The sequence below is a fragment of the Chryseobacterium polytrichastri genome (assembly GCF_900142445.1).
GTDB lineage: Bacteria > Bacteroidota > Bacteroidia > Flavobacteriales > Weeksellaceae > Chryseobacterium > Chryseobacterium polytrichastri.
Genome location: NZ_FRAV01000011.1, coordinates 40,315 through 59,030 on the forward strand (window position 1 = coordinate 40,315; position 18,716 = coordinate 59,030).

The 18,716-nt window shown below is 33.2% G+C and carries 17 protein-coding genes; 6 read left to right on the plus strand and 11 right to left on the minus strand.

The window, feature by feature from the left end; genetic code table 11:
• Window positions 1–19: 19 nt before the first annotated feature.
• On the minus strand, window positions 20–649 hold the full coding sequence (locus tag BUB80_RS08825) for a superoxide dismutase (protein WP_073292569.1): 630 nt from the start codon (window positions 647–649) through the stop codon (window positions 20–22).
• A 551-nt stretch (window positions 650–1,200) separates the two neighbouring features.
• On the opposite strand from BUB80_RS08825, the gene BUB80_RS08830 reads away from it, so the two are divergent.
• The 6 genes from BUB80_RS08830 to BUB80_RS08855 are packed head-to-tail and all read left to right on the plus strand — an operon-like array spanning window position 1,201 to window position 8,487.
• Window positions 1,201–2,676, plus strand: a complete 1,476-nt coding sequence (locus BUB80_RS08830; RefSeq protein WP_073292570.1) for a hybrid sensor histidine kinase/response regulator — start codon at window positions 1,201–1,203, stop codon at window positions 2,674–2,676.
• Between the two features lie 5 nt (window positions 2,677–2,681).
• On the plus strand, window positions 2,682–6,290 hold the full coding sequence (locus BUB80_RS08835; protein ID WP_073292571.1) for a response regulator: 3,609 nt from the start codon (window positions 2,682–2,684) through the stop codon (window positions 6,288–6,290).
• 14 nt (window positions 6,291–6,304) lie between these two features.
• Window positions 6,305–6,670 carry a response regulator gene (locus BUB80_RS08840; protein ID WP_054510914.1) on the plus strand — a complete coding sequence of 122 codons (366 nt, stop codon included), beginning with the start codon at window positions 6,305–6,307 and terminating at the stop codon, window positions 6,668–6,670.
• A complete protein-coding gene (locus tag BUB80_RS08845; RefSeq protein WP_054510913.1) occupies window positions 6,671–7,501 on the plus strand; it encodes a CheR family methyltransferase in 831 nt (276 codons plus the stop codon). It abuts the gene before it with no gap.
• Between the two features lie 11 nt (window positions 7,502–7,512).
• Window positions 7,513–8,085: a chemotaxis protein CheB gene (locus tag BUB80_RS08850; RefSeq protein ID WP_073292572.1), complete on the plus strand. Its 573-nt coding sequence runs from the start codon at window positions 7,513–7,515 to the stop codon at window positions 8,083–8,085.
• A 39-nt stretch (window positions 8,086–8,124) separates the two neighbouring features.
• Window positions 8,125–8,487 carry a response regulator gene (locus BUB80_RS08855; protein WP_073292573.1) on the plus strand — a complete coding sequence of 121 codons (363 nt, stop codon included), beginning with the start codon at window positions 8,125–8,127 and terminating at the stop codon, window positions 8,485–8,487.
• 102 nt (window positions 8,488–8,589) lie between these two features.
• Here BUB80_RS08855 and BUB80_RS08860 read toward each other — a convergent pair whose 3' ends face one another.
• From BUB80_RS08860 to BUB80_RS08905, 10 genes are all read right to left on the minus strand, one after another.
• Window positions 8,590–8,871, minus strand: a complete 282-nt coding sequence (locus BUB80_RS08860; protein WP_073292574.1) for a hypothetical protein — start codon at window positions 8,869–8,871, stop codon at window positions 8,590–8,592.
• Between the two features lie 79 nt (window positions 8,872–8,950).
• The gene (locus BUB80_RS08865) at window positions 8,951–10,534 is read right to left on the minus strand and encodes a Na+/H+ antiporter (RefSeq protein ID WP_073292575.1); all 1,584 of its coding nucleotides are present in this window, start codon (window positions 10,532–10,534) and stop codon (window positions 8,951–8,953) included.
• Between the two features lie 483 nt (window positions 10,535–11,017).
• Window positions 11,018–11,782: a LytR/AlgR family response regulator transcription factor gene (locus BUB80_RS08870; RefSeq protein WP_073292576.1), complete on the minus strand. Its 765-nt coding sequence runs from the start codon at window positions 11,780–11,782 to the stop codon at window positions 11,018–11,020.
• Window positions 11,779–12,753: a sensor histidine kinase gene (locus BUB80_RS08875; RefSeq protein WP_073292577.1), complete on the minus strand. Its 975-nt coding sequence runs from the start codon at window positions 12,751–12,753 to the stop codon at window positions 11,779–11,781. Before BUB80_RS08875 ends, BUB80_RS08870 begins: the two co-directional genes overlap by 4 nt.
• Window positions 12,754–13,040: 287 nt before the next feature.
• Entirely contained in the window at window positions 13,041–13,643 is a 603-nt protein-coding gene (locus BUB80_RS08880; protein WP_073292578.1) for a porin family protein, read from the minus strand.
• Between the two features lie 819 nt (window positions 13,644–14,462).
• A complete protein-coding gene (locus BUB80_RS08885; RefSeq protein WP_073292579.1) occupies window positions 14,463–15,758 on the minus strand; it encodes a cryptochrome/photolyase family protein in 1,296 nt (431 codons plus the stop codon).
• Entirely contained in the window at window positions 15,745–16,437 is a 693-nt protein-coding gene (locus BUB80_RS08890) for a lycopene cyclase domain-containing protein (RefSeq protein WP_073292580.1), read from the minus strand. The genes BUB80_RS08885 and BUB80_RS08890 overlap by 14 nt, the downstream gene beginning before the upstream one ends.
• A 305-nt stretch (window positions 16,438–16,742) precedes the next feature.
• Window positions 16,743–17,198 (minus strand): sterol desaturase family protein, encoded by a 456-nt coding sequence (locus BUB80_RS08895; RefSeq protein WP_083547124.1) that lies wholly within the window; start codon window positions 17,196–17,198, stop codon window positions 16,743–16,745.
• Window positions 17,199–17,404: 206 nt separating this feature from the next.
• Complete coding sequence (locus tag BUB80_RS08900) at window positions 17,405–17,869, minus strand: SRPBCC family protein (protein ID WP_073292582.1); 465 nt, start codon at window positions 17,867–17,869, stop codon at window positions 17,405–17,407.
• A 9-nt stretch (window positions 17,870–17,878) separates the two neighbouring features.
• Window positions 17,879–18,715: a phytoene/squalene synthase family protein gene (locus BUB80_RS08905; RefSeq protein ID WP_073292583.1), complete on the minus strand. Its 837-nt coding sequence runs from the start codon at window positions 18,713–18,715 to the stop codon at window positions 17,879–17,881.
• Between the last annotated feature and the right edge of the window lies 1 nt (window position 18,716).

Genomic DNA, 18,716 nt, shown 5'->3' on the forward strand with positions numbered 1-18,716 from the left:
AAAAGGAGGTATTTATATTTTATGATCTGATTTTTGAAAGTGCTTCTTCATATTTTATTTCAACAGAAGACCAGTCTAACACAGACCAAAATAAATCCAGATAATCTGCTCTTTTATTTTGATAAGATAAATAATAAGCATGCTCCCATACATCGATTCCAAGAATTGGAACACCTCTGTTAACAGACAGAATATCCATCATCGGATTATCCTGATTCGGAGTAGAACAAATAGCAAGAGAACCACTGAACTTCACATACAGCCACACCCATCCCGATCCGAACTGGCCAAGACCTGCTTTTTTCATTTCTGCTTTAAGATCTTCTAAACTTCCAAAAGTTTTAATGATTTCCTCATCCAGTTTTCCTTCAGGATGTAATTTAGGTTGAGGAGACAAGATTTCCCAAAACAAAGAATGGTTAAAATGTCCTCCGCCATTATTTCTAACAGCCGGACTGTATTCACTTACTCTCTGTAAAATAGATTCTAAATCAGGATCTTTTTCAGCGGCTTGTTCTAATGCAATATTCAAATTATCAACATATGCCTGGTGATGACGCTGGTGATGAATAGTCATTGTTTCTTTGTCTAAAACGGATTCTAATGCATCATAAGAATAAGAAAGCTGTGGTAGTTTAAAAGTACTCATTGTATTTATTTTTTGTTTTCGATGGATCAAAGGTAATATTAATTCTCAATTAAACAACCTTTTAGTTATTTAATGCAATTATCCAAAATAACACATAACAAACTAAATACAAATAACTTAAAATAAAACTTTAATATTATAGAAAAATACTATAGTTGTTTTTGATAATAAAGTAACCAATAAAACAACTCATTTTAATTTAATTAAAATATTGGCATAGAAAAAGTCAAATAGAAAACTTTGCTAAAAGCAATAAGGAAAAATTAACACTTCCTACCCTATTGTAATCGTGTAAAAAGATATCCCATTGTAACATTTCAACACTCAAAATTTCAATGTCGATAGTTTTAATTCAAACTATTTACAATATACAAATGGAATACAACCATTCATTAAACAATCAATAATTAAAAATTTCACTAAAATTTTATTGAAAACCCAAAACATGTGGTACATAAGCATAAAATGGTTAAAAAATAAATGTTTTTCGGAATTTTGTGAGTATTTTTGACACAAGAGTAAACATAATTAATTATTGATTTTCCATTCCTATGATCTTAATTGTTGATGATAACCAAAACAATCTTTATTCCCTAAAAAAATTATTAGAATCTAAAGATTTTCAGGTTGATATAGCCAGTTCCGGTGAAGAAGCATTGGGAAAAGCACTAAAAAATAATTACGCCTTAATCATCCTGGATGTGCAAATGCCAGACATGGATGGTTTTGAAGTTGCAGAAACATTGGCGGATTACAGCAAAACGAAGGAAATTCCTATCATATTTTTATCTGCCGTAAATACTGAAAAAAAATTCATAACCCGCGGATATGCTTCAGGCGGGAAAGACTACGTAACCAAACCTATAGATCCAGAAATTTTACTGCTTAAGGTAAAGACCTTTTATAACCTTCAGGAAAAGAATATTGCGATGCAAAAAACGCAACAAAGTCTGGAGCTGGAAGTAAAAGGAAGACGAGAATCTCAGGTTACGATGAAATCTCAAATCGATCATTTTCATCTGATGTTGGAGTCTTTACCTCAAATTGCCTTTACTTTAAACGAAGAAGGAATTGTAGATTTTGTAAATCGTAAGTGGCATGAATATTCGGATTCTGAACAGGAATTCCCAGAGACTCACCCTGATGATTTCAACATCCAAGAAGAATTTGAGCGTTGTAAAAAGAAAGCAAAAGCGCTGGAATTAGAGGTCAGAATAAAAAATATTGAATCCGGAGATTATCGTTATCATTTACTCCGAGTGACGCCTGTGTATGAAGAAAACACGATAAAAAACTGGGTAGGAACCTTTACAGACATCAATGATCAGAAAAAAGTTGAAAAAGAAAAAGACGAATTTCTGAGTATTGCCAGTCACGAATTAAAAACTCCGCTTACCAGTATTAAAGCATACGTTCAGTTATTAGACCGTAAGTTAAAGCTAGACAAAGAAGGTGCTGAAGCTGGTTTTATGATTAAAGTTCAGGATCAGATCGAAAAACTGAATACTTTGATTACTGATCTATTGGATGTTTCCAAAATTGAAAACGGCAAACTAAAGATTAATAAAAAGCCTACCAATATTGGCAATGTTATCCAAAATGCGATTGAAACCATCTTACAAACGCACGAAAACCGTCAGATAAAAATAGACTGGCACGGCATCAAACCTGATATTCTTATTCCGCTGGATGAGATTCGTATCGAACAGGTTTTGATTAACTTCCTTACCAATGCCATTAAATATTCTCCTCAAAATAACCAAGTCATCATCACAACCTTCGTTGATGAAGAAGAGCAGGAAATCAAGGTGAATATTACAGATTTTGGAATCGGAATTCCTGATTTTAAACAAGATGCTGTATTTCATAAATTTTATCGTGTAGAAGAATCTTCGCTGCAGTTTCAAGGAATGGGAATCGGTTTGTTCATCTGCTCAGAGATCATTAAACAACACCACGGAAACATAGGAGTATCAAGTAAAGTAGATGCAGGATCTACATTTTATTTCACGTTACCATTAAATTAATTTTCATGCCGAAAAAAATCATAAGAAATCTTCAGTTTGGAGTTAGTCTATCTTTACTGATCTTAATTGCAAGCTCAATTGCTTCTTACGTCAGCATTCAAAGGCAAACCCAACACAGAGAAAGTCTATCTCAAAGCAGACGTTCCATTACAGCGGCAAAGGACGTTTTAATAGCTCTTTTAGATGCCGAAACAGGAAACAGAGGATACCAGTTGACAGGAAAGGAAAACTTTTTAGAACCGTACAACCGCAGTCTGAATGAATTCCCAAAAGCAATAGCACGTGCTAAAGCGCTAGATCTTAAAGATAAAAATCAGCTTCAGCGTTTAAATAGTTTACAACAAAACGTCAACAGTAATATTAGCAATCTAAAGCATTTTGTAGAAAACAGAAAAAAAGGCATTGTAATGACTCAACAGCAAGTGTTGATGAGTAAAATTTATATGGACAAATGCCGTTTGCTTGTTCGAGATTTCGTGCAATATGAAGAAGCCCAGCTAGCTATCAAGAATAAAGACCTTAACCGTTCTTCTAACACAACTGTGTTGTTCATTATCTTTTCTGCATTAGCTGCGATCGTGGTTACTATATTTTTCTATATAAAACTACGAGCAGATTTGATCCGCAGAGATAAGCTTGAAAAGCAATTAAAAGCAAAAGATCTTGAGATAAGCAGACGTGTAAGTGCTATTCAGCAAGTGGCTAATAGAGTGGCCAATGGAGATTACAGCCAAAAAGCAAATGATAATTCTGAGGACGACCTTGGTGATTTAGTAGACTCTCTGAATAATATGACCGACTCGTTGAAGAAGTCATTTGATAAGATTAATAAAAGCGATTGGCGCCAAAAAGGTCTTGCCATATTAAATGAATCTTTGGTTGGCAATAAATCCGTAAAAGAAGTTGCCAATAAATCTTTAGCTCAGTTAATTGAATATGGTAACTGCATCAATGGTTCATTGTATCTTTTTGATGAAGGTATTTTGAAATTAAACAGCGTCTTTGGTCTAGAAGGCAACATGAAAAAGACATTTGAGCTAGGAGAAGGAATGGTGGGCCAAACCTTTGTTAGTGAAAAGATGCAAGTGTATAACAATCTTCACGAAGACGATTTCACCGTTACTTTTGCCAGCAGTAAAATAAAGATCTACGGCATATTATTACTTCCCATTGTAGCTGATGGTAATACGATTGGAGTATTAGAACTGGGCTCAACGACCAATTTTGAAGAAGAACGAATTGATTATTTTGCAGAATGCAGCCGAAATATCGGGATTGCTTTAAGCGCTGGAAAAAGCCGTGAAAAAGAGCAACAATTACTGGAAGAAACCCAGGCACAATCAGAAGAATTACAAGTTCAACATTCTGAATTGGAAAACCTTAATACTGAATTAGAAGCTCAAACTCAAAAACTACAGGCTTCAGAAGAGGAATTAAAAGTTCAACAGGAAGAACTGATGCAGGCCAATGCCGAACTGGAAGAACGTTCAAGATTATTGGAAGATAAAAATCACCTGATTGCGGAACGTAACAATGAAATTCAGAAAAAAGTAGAAGAACTTGCCTTAAGCACAAAATATAAATCTGAATTTTTGGCGAATATGTCGCACGAGCTGCGCACGCCTCTGAATTCGATTTTACTACTCTCCCGTTTGATGGCTGAAAATCCTGATGAAAACCTGAATGAAGATCAGGTTGAATCTGCTAAAGTAATCCAGAGTTCAGGAAGCAGTTTATTAACCTTGATTGATGAAATTTTAGATCTGGCAAAAATAGAGTCAGGTAAAATGACACTGGAATATGAAAATGTGGTCATTGAGGAAGTGGTACAAGATTTAAAAAACCTATTCAAACCCATCCTTAAAGAAAAAGGAATTGAATTTACGGTTGAAATAGAAAATAATGTAGAAAAATCAATTGAAACTGACCGTTTACGTGTAGATCAGGTCATGAGAAATCTACTGTCAAATGCTGCAAAATTTACCACGAAAGGAAGTATTCATTTAAATATTAAAAAAGATCCTAAGAATAACGATTTTATTATTTTAAGTGTAAAAGATACCGGAATCGGGATTGCAGAAGACAAACAGAAAATCATTTTTGAAGCTTTCCAACAAGCAGACGGTTCTACCCGAAGAAAATTTGGAGGAACAGGTTTAGGTCTTTCTATAAGTAGAGAAATCGCAAGATTATTGGGTGGAGAATTAATGCTTACAAGTAAAGTAAATGAAGGAAGCGAATTTAGTTTAATCATTCCGATTAAAGCAATTACAGAAGCCGTTCAGCCTGAAACTGATCAACAATTAATGGAAACGATTCGGGAAGATGTAGAAGAAATTCAACAAATTTTAGAAGATGATGAGCTCTCGTACACACTTCCGGTGAACACCTTAGAAATTCCGGAAAATGTACCCGATGACCGCGATACAATCTCTAAAGATGATAAGGTTATTTTAATTGTTGAAGATGATATTAATTTTGCCAAAGCATTATTGAAATATGCTCGTCTTCAAAAATACAAAGGCGTTGTTGCCGTAAGAGGTGATCATGCATTATCTACTGCTCTTCAATATCATCCGGAAGCTATTTTACTGGACGTTCAGTTACCTGTAAAAGATGGATGGCAAGTGATGGATGAATTAAAATCAAACCCTCAGACCAAGCATATCCCGGTTCACATGATGTCTGTTTTACATGTGAAAAAGGAAAGTCTGATGAAAGGAGCTATTGATTTCATTAATAAACCAATGGCGCTGGATCAGATGACTGATGTATTCAAAAAGATTGAAGAAGCACTACAAAAATCCCCACAAAAGGTTTTAATTGTAGAAGAAAACGAGAAACATGCAAGCGCACTCTCCTACTATTTGAGCAATTTCAACATCTCATTATCAGTAGAAAACAATGTGGAAGATTGTGTGAAAGCTCTAACAGAAGGTAATTCTGATTGTGTGATCTTAGACATTGGTGCCTCAAAAGGAAATCAGTATCAGATCATAGAATCTATTAAAAGTTATGAAGGACTGGAAAACCTGCCAATTATTATTTTTACCGGACATAATTTAACCCAATCAGAAGAGCTTAAAATCAAGCAATATGCAGATTCTATTGTCGTAAAAACAGCACATTCTTACCAAAGAATTTTAGATGAAGTAGGTTTATTTTTACATTTGGTGGAAGAAAAAAACAACTCAGAAACCATTAAAAACAAAGTCTTAGGTTCATTAACTGAAGTTCTGAAAGGCAAAAAGATTCTAATCACTGATGATGATGTTCGTAATATCTTTTCTTTAACCAAAGCGCTGGAGAAATACAAAGTAGAAGTTGTATTGGCTATGGACGGCAAGCAGGCGTTAGAAAAAATGAAAGAAAATCCTGATATAGACGTTGTGTTGATGGATATGATGATGCCGGAAATGGATGGATACGAAACTATAAAGGAAATAAGAAAGATGCCATCATTCATGCGTCTTCCTATTATTGCGATCACTGCCAAATCCATGATTGGTGACCGTGAAAAATGTATCGCTGCAGGCGCTTCAGATTATATATCGAAACCTGTGGATATAGACCAATTATTATCGTTGTTACGCGTTTGGTTATATGAAAGTTAAACAGATAAATTCTGATGAATAAGAAAATTTTAATTGTGGACGATGATCCACGTAATATATTTGCACTTAAATTGACACTGAAGTCAAGGGGTTATCAAATTGAAAGTTCTACAATGGCACAAGAAGCTATTCAGATCTTACAAAAAGATGACGGAATCAATGTTGTATTGATGGATATGATGATGCCTGAAATGGACGGATACGAAGCCATTAAGATCATCCGAAATACCCCATCCATCAGCGGAGTAGATATTATTTCGGTTACGGCGCAGGCCATGCCTGAAGACCGCCAAAAATGCTTGGATGCCGGAGCACAGGATTATGTATCAAAACCCATTGATGTCGATCAACTGATAACTGCCATAGAAAAACTATCGTAAATGCTAGAACCCAGTATCGTAAAAGATGAAGAAGTAGAACACTTGATTAAAGATGTGTACGCCATGTACGGATACGATTTTTCCGAATACAGCAGAGCGTCTTTTAAACGTAGGGTTAATCGTATTTGTCTGATTGACAGATTCACCAGTTTTGCAGAGTTGAGATATACCATCCTTAACGATCCTGAATATCTAAAGCGTTTTGTAGAAGAAATCACAGTGAATGTAACCGAAATGTTCCGCGATCCTATCTTCTTTAAAACGTTGCGTGAAAAAATATTGCCGCAATTGGGAACCTATCCGCTGATCAGAATTTGGGTAGCGGGTTGTTCTACCGGTGAAGAAGCGTATTCTATAGCCATCCTTCTTAAAGAAGCCAATCTTTACCACAAATCATTGATCTACGGAACAGACCTTAATCCTTCGGTATTGGAAACTGCAAGAGCAGGGGTTTTTCCGTTGCAACAGATGAAATTATATTCTGAAAACTATATGTTATCTGGCGGTAAAAAAGATTTTTCAGAGTACTACACGGCCAATTATGACAGTGTACGATTTGATAAAAGTTTACAGGAAAAACTGATCTTATCAACGCACAACTTGGTATCAGACAGTTCATTTAACAGTTTTCAGTTAATTATATGCCGGAATGTGCTGATCTATTTTGACCGAGGATTGCAGGAACGTGTTTTCCGTCTTTTTGATGATAGTCTGGAGAATTTAGGGTATTTGGCTTTGGGATCAAAAGAAACGCTAAGATTTTCTAATTTAGACAAATCTTATCATCAGGTAGAGGATCAAAAAATCTGGAAAAAACTGGATCATCATTAAATGCCTTTAGCATGAAATCAAAAAACACAAATACAGAATTAATCGTCATTGGAGGATCTGCAGGAAGCTTGCAGGTGATTCTGGAAATGGTTAAAAACCTGAATAAAGAATTGACTTTTCCTATTGTACTGATTGTTCACAGAAAGGCAGGCTCTACAAGTATCCTTCCTGTTTTGTTACAGCAGTTTTCATCAAGAAAAGTCGTTGAGATTGAGGATAAAACAGAAATTCAAAACAACATATTATACATCGTTCCCGCAGATTATCATTTGTTGTTTGAAAATAAAAAACTCATGTCGCTGGACAGTTCAGAAAAAATGAATTATTCTCGACCGTCCATTGATGTCACCTTTAAATCTGCCGCAGAAATTTATGGTGAAAATCTTATCGGAGTTTTACTCTCCGGTGCTAATGCAGACGGTGTGGAAGGTTTAGGTTATATTAAAAAAAATAACGGCCAAGTATGGATCCAGGATCCGGAGACTGCAGAAGTAGATTATATGCCGAAACATGCGGTGGATGAAATTGAATATGATCTGATTATTACCCCAGATAATCTGGCAGATTATATTAATCAATTATAAAAAATAAAAGAAAAAACTTAGGATTTAAATAGAACTGCTATGAGTAAAAAGAAAATTTTGATTTTCGATGATGATACAACTATTCTAGAAGTAATTACCATCATCTTTGAAGAGAACGGATATGAAGTCGAAATTTCAGAAACCTCTCATGATATCGTAGAAAAAGTAACCAAGTATCAGCCGGATGTTATCCTGATGGATAATTGGATTCCAAAAATTGGAGGTGTTGAGGCTACAAAGCTTTTGAAAAGTCATGAAGAATTCAAACATATTCCTGTGATTTACGTTACCGCAAACAATGATATTGTAGCATTGGCGAAAGAAGCTCAGGCTGATGATTATGTGGGGAAACCTTTTAACCTTGATGATTTAGAAGGAAAAGTAGCTAAATATTTAGGCTAAAACAAGAGATCATTTAATACAATAAAGTCCCTCACTCATCAGTAGGGACTTTATTGTATTTTGACTAATTACGGTACAATGTGTTATTCTTAATTCAGTAGTTCAAGAATCTGAACTCTTTAAATATTCTATTTCCTTTTTCAAATCAGTAACATTATGATTCATATTGTTAAGACTTAAAATAAGTGCTGTTAAAAACATCTTTATTCTTGGATTACTGGTAATCTTATCTGAAAATGTGGGAACAATAATTCTTGTTTTTGAAACAATATTCTTAGCTAAAATATATTCGTTAAAAAGATTGATATCTAAATTAAAATTCTTTCTAATACTTAAAACTAAATATTCATATACCAGATATTTATTTTCTTTATGATCGATCATTTTGTGAGTTTTGATATCATAATACAAGTAATATCTGTGCCAAAATGATTTCTAATTAAATAAGCTCTAAGTTCACTGATTATAAAAGCCTTATACGCTCTTCTTCCAAATCAATTTGGCGAATTTGCCAATTGATGTATTCTTCATGCAATTCAGGATCTTTGTTTAAGGTAGCTAAAAACTGACGCTGACTTTCCAAGACTTCTAAATAATTTTGTTTAGAACTTTCCGGCATCCTCAGGTTTTCCGGCTGGCTGATCTTATGCTCCCACACAGCAATCATTTTTTGTAGATGAGGGTCTTTATACAAACCTTTTTCATGCTTTTCTTTTAATAAACGTATTGTCTCTACTACAAGATGATTTTTCACTCGTGTCTTTGCTTCTTCTTCAGATAATTCTCTGGCAAAATTAAAAAGATTGGAGCGCTTAATAATATAAGGAAGCGTAAGCCCCTGAATTAAAAGTGTTAATAAAATAACGACAAACGTTACAAATAAAATAAGGTTTCTATGAGGAAAAGCTTCACCACTTGGTAAGGTTAAAGGGATTGATAAAGCCGCAGCCAAGGATACCACCCCTCTCATTCCTGTCCAACCTAATAATAAAGGCATAGCAAATCTTCTTTTTTTACTGATGTCACTCCCGAATCTAAGGCTTGGTCTGAATATAATAGTGGCTATCATCGCTCCATAAGAAGAGATCATTCTTGTACCAATTAAAATAGCTGTAACCGCCGCTCCGTAAAGAATAGCTCTATTGAGAGGTATCCCATCTTCCCGCAAGCCTTTTACCACCTCAGGAAGAGCCAAACCAATAATCATAAACACGATACCATTGAGAATAAAAATTAAGGCTTCCCAGAAGCTCGATCCTTTTATTCTGCTGGAACTGCTTAAAAAAGACAATCTTCTGGTGGATAAAAATAAACCGCCTGCCACCACGGCCAATACTCCCGAGCTGTGCATTTGTTCCGCTGCCCAATACAACAGATAAGGTTCAACAAGCGTAAACACAATATCTGAAGGCGCATCGGTAGGCAATCTTTTATGAGCCTGCATAAATAACCATCCTCCCAAAAGCCCGATGCCAATACCTCCAATTACCATCCATGAGAAATCTACAATAGCTGTTTTAAAAATAAACTGTCCGGTACCCACAGCCACCAAAGCAAATCTTACAATAATTAATGATGAAGCATCATTCAGTAAACTTTCACCTTCTAATATAGCAGAGGTGGATTTAGGAATTTTCACAAATTTCATAATGGCTCCGGTACTTACGGCATCAGGAGGCGAAACAATACCACCCAATAAAAAGCCTAACGCCAAGGTAAATCCTGGAATAAAATAATTGGTAAGCAACGCAACAGTGAGCGCAGAGAAAAACACTACTATAAAGGCAAAACTACTAATGATACGCCACCACTTTTTCATTTCTTTAAAAGAGATAGTCCATGATGCTTCAAACAAAAGCGGGGGTAAGAAAATAAAAAAGATCATATCCGGATCTATCTGAATTTTAGGAAGCCCCGGAATAAAACTAATCATTAAACCTACCACTACCAGAAGTATAGGATAGGCAATTCTCAATTTATCGGCCAGCATTTCTATCAATACAATAACTACGATAAGGGCCAACATGAAAGGTAATAACTCGTGCATACTTTCGAAATACTATTTGAATTAAATAAATTGGATAACAACGTATGAAGCGTTGGTATTTATAGGATTGAACATTCTGAACAAGAACTGTCCTTCACAAAGATTAAAATCTTACTTTTTACAGTATCATCTTGCACCTTTGCTTTCTTTTCACCACACGATAAGAATATCATTGGGATAATCTGAATACGTTTATTTTTTATCATAATAATGTGTTTATCTAAAATAAAAATCAAACAAAACCCTAGAAGTTACTGAAATACGCTTGGTATTACAATTAGATATTTTGATTTTATGATGATAAAAATACTATTTTAATAGATAATTTTCAAAAAAAACAAACAAACTTAACTTATTTCCACACCATTACCCAAAATACAAAAAACTACAACCATCAAAAAATAAAGAGTCTCCTGATGAAACTCTTTTATTATTCGCAATCGAAGTAGAAATAAAAAAAAACTGAGCTCTTACACTCCATAATTATACATCATTAAGCCATTTCAATAATTTCGTTTTTTTCTCTTTACTTACTATAATTTCTTTATCAAAAGATAATTTCAGTTGCAATTTCAGCTTTCTGGGAAAATATTCTAAAGCTTCCAAAACTGCCTCCTTATTAATGAGAAACTGTCTATTGGCTCTAAAAAAATTGGAACCTATTTTACTTTCTACTTCTTCCAATGTGTCTGGTATAAAATATATTTTTCCAGAAAAAAGATAGAGGCGGCAAACCTCATCTTCTAAATAGAACATCGCAATTTTATCTAATCCTACAGGCAGATAACGGTCTCTGTGTTTTATCATAAATGTTCCCGTTTCTTGTAACTTATAGCTATCAAGAACCTTCATTACAGCATCATATTGCTGTATGACATCCTTCGCTAATGCTGTTTTTAGAAGGCTGTATTTTTGTATTGCTTTATCTAATACATTTTTATCATATGGCTTAAGAATATAATCAATCCCGTTTGTTTGAAAAGCTTCAATAGCATAATCGTCAAAAGCTGTACAAAAAACAATAGGAACATTGATTTCTATATGACTAAAAATCTGAAAACTCAATCCGTCTCCCAATTGAATATCGCTAAAAATGAGATCAGGCTGTGGGTGATTAGAAAAATATTCTATTGATTCGCTAACCGAACTTAAAACAGCCTGCAACTCTATATCCGGTTTTATCTGCATTAATGTTGAATACAAATCTTCAGCAACAAGCGTTTCATCTTCAATAATTATAATCTTCATTGGTCAAGGAATTTAAAACGTACAGAAAATTCTTTTCCATTATTCTTCACAATAATATCCTCCTCAGTAAGCAACCGATATCTTTCTGCTAAGTTACTAAGACCACTTTTCAAGGAGGTTTCTTTATAAAACTTCGGGTTAATATTATTAGAAACTTCTATACCATTTCCCGATTGATGAATCTTTATATGTAAAGGTAACTGAGCGGTTAATACATTATGTTTAATTGCATTTTCCAGCAATGGCTGTAATGAAAAAGAAGGTATTTTTCCTTGTAAGGATTCCTGATCTTCAATAATAATTTGCCAATCCAGAGAGGCTGTAAATCTTATTTTCTGCATTTCGAGATAGTTGATACAAATTGAAAGTTCATCTTCCAAAGTGGCTATAAACTTATTATTATGAGAAACTGCAACCCTTAAGAAATCAGAAAGCTGCAAAAGATAATGCTCTCCCATTTCAGGATCTTTTTTATAAAGGATTTTCAAAGTACTCAAAGCATTAAACAAAAAATGAGGCTGAATCTGTTCTTTCAAAACAAGATTCTCTGCTTCTGTATTTTTCATCTGAAGTCTATAATTTTCAAGGTCAGCCTGTATCTTTCCCCGGCGAACAATCACAAAGTCATGTAATGCTAGAATAATCGTATTAATAACCACCGAAAACATTAAATACATCAATACCCTGCTCAATTCATTAAGCCCCCATGAATTTCCCGACAGCAATACCATAATTTCCCAAAGCAGAAAATAAAGGATAATTCCAATCCCAAAGCTCAATGTATAACGCCAAAATTTAAATGCATTATTTTCATATCTCGCTGAGCAGTATTTGAGAATAAAAGCTTGAGCAAAACTCGTCAAAAAAATATATGCCCCACTTTTAAATGCAATATATGGCATCTTAAAATGCTCCAATGTAAGAAATAGAAAAGAAAAAACAAATGTAACTCCCGAAAGAAGGTAATTCATCTTATAAATTTCCCGAAGACTTTTGGGTGTTATTAATTTATTAATATTACTAAGCATCTTTGTAACTATTTATCTAAAAAAATAAGCAACAACATTGCGATTAAAAATCTAAATCAGAGTTCCCTCAATTTGCTTATCAAATATATAACAATACATTTTTACATGAGAAAAATGAGTGTGATAAATGACAGATTTCTAATTAACCTTAATTCGGAATCTAAAATATTTAACCCGAACTAAGGCTAGTTTTAAACGCATCTTTTTTTAATAATTGATTTTTTTAATTACTAAAAAATATAGAACACTCCGGCTTGAAACACACTGTTTTTAAAATCCGATTTTACAGCAGAAGAATTGAATTTGCCTACATCTGTAAAGCCTTGGTAATATCTCGCACCAATACCTAAACCTTTTAAAGAACCTCCTTTAAACTGATAGCCAATTCCTGCAGCAACCCCCGCATCTATTTTGTCTGCAAATTTGTCAAACCCTGTATTCTTAGCATCCTCTATCAACATATTCACCTGTGGTCCTACCTCAGCATAAATTCCAATATTAGAATGATATTTTACAAGGATGGGAACAGATAAGTAAGACAGTTTTAAATCTTTCTCCAACCCTAAAAGGCTGTTCTTTGTCTTTGCTCCTTGTGTTGAATACAAAAACTCTTCTTGTATAGACCATTTATCTGCCAACTTAAAATTAACAATAAGTCCTCCATGAAATCCAGCCAATCCCTCCGTATCAAAACCAGCATCAGTAAAATTACTATAATTACCTCCCGCTTTCACCCCGAAACTAAGACGCTGCATAATATTTCCTAATGTACTTTGTCCAAATGACATTTGTGATGCAACCAATGCAAAACCAACTAAAAATAACTTTTTCATAATGATAACATTTATAAATAACTCTGCAAATGTATCGTGCTGAATTTCTGCTACATCGAAAAATCAAGCGGAAACGGACAAAAAAGAAACTAAAGCGGATTTTTGAAAATATACTCTCTATCACAAAGCATAAAAGCCTGTGATAAATTTCTAAATTTGATTTTTGTATACCATTCAAATCTTTATCTAAATCACATTCTTTAAGTTTTTTTTTAAAGATAATATACTGATGATGTGTTTTTCTAACGCAAAGCTTTAGCTTTATTATGCATATTTTCAGGGAGCAAAGGATAGAATCAACTTCATTGATTCGTCGAAGCGTATGAATAAACAGCTTCATCAGCGACGAAGTCGCATTACTTTGCCCACTTAAAATAAAGCAAAATTATTCATCAACTTTGCGTTAATCTTTTTAATCAAAAAATAATTTCAAACATGACCTATTGAATTTTGTCAATAAAAAAAATGATAACCAAACACATAAAAATTTATTATATTCATCCTTGATTTTCAATAGTAAGATTACTTAAGATTATTCGAATATTAGAATATTAAGTTTGAGCTTCCCTTTAAGAGGACACGCTTAAGAAAATCTGCAGATTTTTTCTTAATTTCCTTAACAACTAAAATTATTCTTAATGGTTTAAAATTTTCACATATTAATTATTAACTAAAATTTAAACATACTCAAAAAACTAAGCTTAATTAATTTTAAAAAGTAGAGTTATCATTATTTATACAAAAAATAAAGGACCTCATGATGAAGTCCTTCTATTTTCTATTCCTGTAATTATCATTTTTTTGAAATTTGGTATAAAATCATTCTACAGCCAGTCCTTCTTTATAGGTTTTCAATGCTCTTTCTCTTGCCTGTTTGTGATCTACAATAGGCCTGATTAATAAAGCATCCTGAGGAAGCCATTTTTTAATATATTGAAGATTTTTATCAAACTTTTTAGTCTGTTCTTCAGGATTGAAAATTCTGAAATACGGCGCAGCATCACAACCACAACCCGCTGCCCACTGCCAGTTTCCGTTGTTGGCCGAAAGGTCATAATCTAAAAGTTTTTCGGCAAAATATGCTTCACCCCATCTCCAATCAATCAACAAATGTTTGGTAAGAAAACTCGCAACCACCATTCTCACCCGATTGTGCATAAAACCTGTCTCATTTAGCTGTCTCATTCCTGCATCTACAATGGGATATCCAGTATTCCCTTCACACCAGGCTTTAAATTCGTCCTCATTATTTCTCCATTGAATATTTTCGTACTTCTTTTTAAAACACTGCGTAACAACATGCGGAAAATGAAATAAGATCTGCATGAAAAATTCTCTCCAAATCAATTCATTCAGCCAGGTTTCATTATGCTTTTGAGCAAACTTCACACATTTTCGTACTGAAATTGTTCCAAATCTCAAAGCAATCCCCAAATGAGTGGTATGATCCATTGCCGGAAAATCACGGTTTTGATCGTATGTATCTATAATTTTTGAGTCTAAAGAAGGTTTTGAAAATTCAATTTCAGTTTTTTCAAATCCTATTTCCTTAAGGCTTAAAATCTCTTTATAATCTTTTACAGGAAAAAAGTTATTGCCATTAATTTGAAAATTTTCAATCTCAATTTTATTAATATTCTCTTTCCATTTTTTTGAATACGGCGTAAAAACAGTGTAGGGAGTTCGGTCACTTTTAAGGATATCATTTTCTTCAAAAATAACCTGATCTTTATGAACTGAAAATTTCACTTCTTTTGTAGCTAGAAATTCAGCTATTTTTTGGTCTCGTTTAATGGCTTGAGGTTCGTAATCATTGTTGCAGAAAACGGTATCAATATCATATTCTTCCGTCAATTTTTCGAACACTTCAAAAGGCTTTCCATAAAAAGTTTTTAGGCAAGTTCCATATTTATTTAGCTCTTGATTGATTTCCTCTAAAGCCTGATGAATATAATCTACCCTTTTGTCTTTTTTATCACTGAGCTGATCTAAAATTTCACGATCAAAAATAAAAATAGGAAGCACTTTTACCCCCGATTGTAAAGCCTTATGTAAGCCACAATTATCTTCTAATCTCAGATCTCGCCTGAACCAGAATAGATTAATTTTGTTCATTTTTTTTGAATTTTTGAAATAAAAACAGATTCCACAATATCATTTCATAACCATATACAGTGTCTTCCAATGGAATAGTCAACATTCTTATTCCCATAAAGTTTTGTGGGTTGTAATTCACAATTGGAGATTCTAGACCAGTTCCCGTCAATATTCCGTTTACGCCTAAAAATCCGGGCATTAAAACAAGATAAATAAAAGAAGCTTTCCCAATCCATCTTGCTTTCAAGATAAAATACAAAACAAACATGCTTACAGCTGTTGAAAGGAATGTAATGAAAGTGTAAATTTTATCATGAAAATAAGCCGCAATTATTAAAGCCAAAATAATACTGATAATTACAAATATTTTTTCAGGAAGCGGTTTCCAATTGAGGTTGAAAAATTGATCTAAACAGAAATACGTAAATACACATGAAAAAGGAATACAAATAAAGAATAATATCTCCTCAATGGGCAAGTTTAAAATCCTTATTCCCAAAAGATAATGATCATTAAACCACCACACCCCTATCTTCGTAAACCACGCATCCCAAGCTATAAATACTAAAGCCACCAAAAAGGAAGCAGAGAAAAAAGCTCCGAAATGTCTGTTGAATTTTATCTTATGATGAAATGAAAAAATAAAACAGATGATTATCGTAAAAAAATTGATTAACAGATAGGTATAGTGATGCATTTTTATTACTTATTTATTGAATTTTCTTTTATGACATAAATATTTTTTCATTGAGCTCATTTAAATCTTTAGTTTCAGTGAAAAAAAATTAAAACTACAAAACAGACAAAAGCTTTCTGACACTTTAGAACACTTTAGTTTAAAAAAATTCACATAAGAAGAAAATCAAAGATTTTCATAAAACTTAAGTGTACTTGTTAAGAGTATAACTTTTAACTTAATAAGTCTTAAGTGTTATCATCCTTTGTTCTTTTTGCTGTTAATAAAAATTAAGTATTTTAATTATATCAATTTGCAGGTAATCATCATTTATCTTTATTAAAATACATTTTAAAATATTTCACGGGGACCCATAAAAATCCAAAACACTCTCCTCTTTCTTTTCCTGTATGTTTGTGATGTTGCTTGTGTGCCCGTCTGATCGATAATAAATAAGGATTTTTGGTATCTCTTAAAAACCTGATTCTTTGATGAATGAAAATATCATGAACAAAAAAATATGCCATCCCGTACAATGCAATTCCTACAGCGATATAAAAGTAGATGTTGTAATTATTAACTGTTCCGTAGTACATTAAAGCGATGGTTGGTAGCGCAAAAATCAGAAAAAAGTAATCGTTTTTTTCTACATGCCCTTCATTGCTGTGATCGTGATGATCTCTGTGAAGCGACCATAAAAAACCATGCATGATGTATTTATGAATCAGCCACGTCATGCCTTCCATGATGAAAAATGTACTTATGACAATTAAAAAATTCATGATTTTTATTTATTTAATTTTTTATTTTAATCACAAAAGGAACAAAAGCTTTTTGACACTTTAGAATACTTTAGTTTAAAAAAGTCCACATAAGAATAATATTTCGACTCCGCTCAATATTCAAAGATTTTCATGAAACTTAAGTGTTCTTATTTTACAGTTTACTGATTAACTTAATAAATCTTAAGTGTTATCATCTTTTGTGGTTAGACTTCACTATTAAACATTTTGTCTAAAACTTTATTTCGATAGCTGAAAATATGTTCCAACTTATCTTTCACAAAAAGTTTGTGGGCTATCTCACCTAAAAAACCCATTGGAAGTTCATAGTCAACGGTATCTTTCATTAAAACACCTTTATCATTTACGATAAATTCATGAAAATGATTCCACAGTTTATAAGGTCCCTTTTGTTGATAATCGGTAAAGCTTTTTTGGAAATCAACCTGCTTGATTTCTGTGGTCCAGTTCATTTTAATCCCCAACAAAGGCGAAACATGATAATCAATGATCATTCCTTCATAAATTTCATCATCATCTGTTTTGGTCAAAACAACAAATTTCATGTCTTCCGGAGTGATCTTAGACAGATTATTTGCCGAAGAGAAAAATTTCCACGCGGTTGCTAAATCACAATTCAATTGCTGTTCTTTATAAAGTCTGTGTATCATTTTAATTTTTTATAGAAATGAAGTTTTATACTGTAAATAACTGCTCATCATTAAAGAAATCTTTCTACTGTTTGAGATTCTGATTCTCTTATTAATGATTTTATGAGCCGAAGTCCTTTTTATCTTTCTGAAAAGGGAAATGTAATAACGGTATGCTAAATACACTCCAAATCTTGATGAATTGGGAAGCTTTTTAATTCCACTCAGAGCTTCACTAAATTCTTTTTCGATATCTTTTTCAATATCTGCTTTTATTTTATTGTCGAATAACGAAATATCTACATCCGGGAAATAGCTTCGTCCCAAGATCTGATAATCATCTTTCATATCTCTTAAAAAATTTACCTTTTGAAAAGCAGAGCCTAATTTCATAGCAAAAGGTTTAAGCCTTTCAAATTCAGAAACATTGCCTTCTACAAAAATCTGCAAGCACATCAAACCCACCACTTCTGCAGAGCCTAAAATATATTGTTTATAAAGATCTGAATTATAATCTACTTTCTGAAGATCCATTTGCATGCTATCTAAAAACTGACCGATTAATTTTTGATCAATATCAAACCTATGAACCGTATCCTGAAAAGACTGTAAAATAGGATTCAGCGAAATTCCATCATCCAAAGCCCGAGCAGTTTCTTCCCTGAATTTGGTAAGTAGTTTTTCTTTATCATAGCCGTGAAAACTGTCTACAATTTCATCAGCCAAACGCACATATCCATACACCGCATAAATTGGGTTTCTGATTTTTGGAGACAACGCCAAAATCCCCAAAGAAAAGCTTGTGCTGTACTGTTTGGTTGTTTCTTTACTTACCCGATAAGAAAGTTCATCAAATAATTTTTTCATA

Coding starts and splice junctions, on each gene's coding strand:
- BUB80_RS08825 (WP_073292569.1), bottom strand. CDS start 649: ATGAGTACTTTTAAACTACCACAGCTTTCTTATTCTTATGATGCATTA.
- BUB80_RS08830 (WP_073292570.1), top strand. CDS start 1,201: ATGATCTTAATTGTTGATGATAACCAAAACAATCTTTATTCCCTAAAA.
- BUB80_RS08835 (WP_073292571.1), top strand. CDS start 2,682: ATGCCGAAAAAAATCATAAGAAATCTTCAGTTTGGAGTTAGTCTATCT.
- BUB80_RS08840 (WP_054510914.1), top strand. CDS start 6,305: ATGAATAAGAAAATTTTAATTGTGGACGATGATCCACGTAATATATTT.
- BUB80_RS08845 (WP_054510913.1), top strand. CDS start 6,671: ATGCTAGAACCCAGTATCGTAAAAGATGAAGAAGTAGAACACTTGATT.
- BUB80_RS08850 (WP_073292572.1), top strand. CDS start 7,513: ATGAAATCAAAAAACACAAATACAGAATTAATCGTCATTGGAGGATCT.
- BUB80_RS08855 (WP_073292573.1), top strand. CDS start 8,125: ATGAGTAAAAAGAAAATTTTGATTTTCGATGATGATACAACTATTCTA.
- BUB80_RS08860 (WP_073292574.1), bottom strand. CDS start 8,871: ATGATCGATCATAAAGAAAATAAATATCTGGTATATGAATATTTAGTT.
- BUB80_RS08865 (WP_073292575.1), bottom strand. CDS start 10,534: ATGCACGAGTTATTACCTTTCATGTTGGCCCTTATCGTAGTTATTGTA.
- BUB80_RS08870 (WP_073292576.1), bottom strand. CDS start 11,782: ATGAAGATTATAATTATTGAAGATGAAACGCTTGTTGCTGAAGATTTG.
- BUB80_RS08875 (WP_073292577.1), bottom strand. CDS start 12,753: ATGAATTACCTTCTTTCGGGAGTTACATTTGTTTTTTCTTTTCTATTT.
- BUB80_RS08880 (WP_073292578.1), bottom strand. CDS start 13,643: ATGAAAAAGTTATTTTTAGTTGGTTTTGCATTGGTTGCATCACAAATG.
- BUB80_RS08885 (WP_073292579.1), bottom strand. CDS start 15,758: ATGAACAAAATTAATCTATTCTGGTTCAGGCGAGATCTGAGATTAGAA.
- BUB80_RS08890 (WP_073292580.1), bottom strand. CDS start 16,437: ATGCATCACTATACCTATCTGTTAATCAATTTTTTTACGATAATCATC.
- BUB80_RS08895 (WP_083547124.1), bottom strand. CDS start 17,198: ATGAATTTTTTAATTGTCATAAGTACATTTTTCATCATGGAAGGCATG.
- BUB80_RS08900 (WP_073292582.1), bottom strand. CDS start 17,869: ATGATACACAGACTTTATAAAGAACAGCAATTGAATTGTGATTTAGCA.
- BUB80_RS08905 (WP_073292583.1), bottom strand. CDS start 18,715: ATGAAAAAATTATTTGATGAACTTTCTTATCGGGTAAGTAAAGAAACA.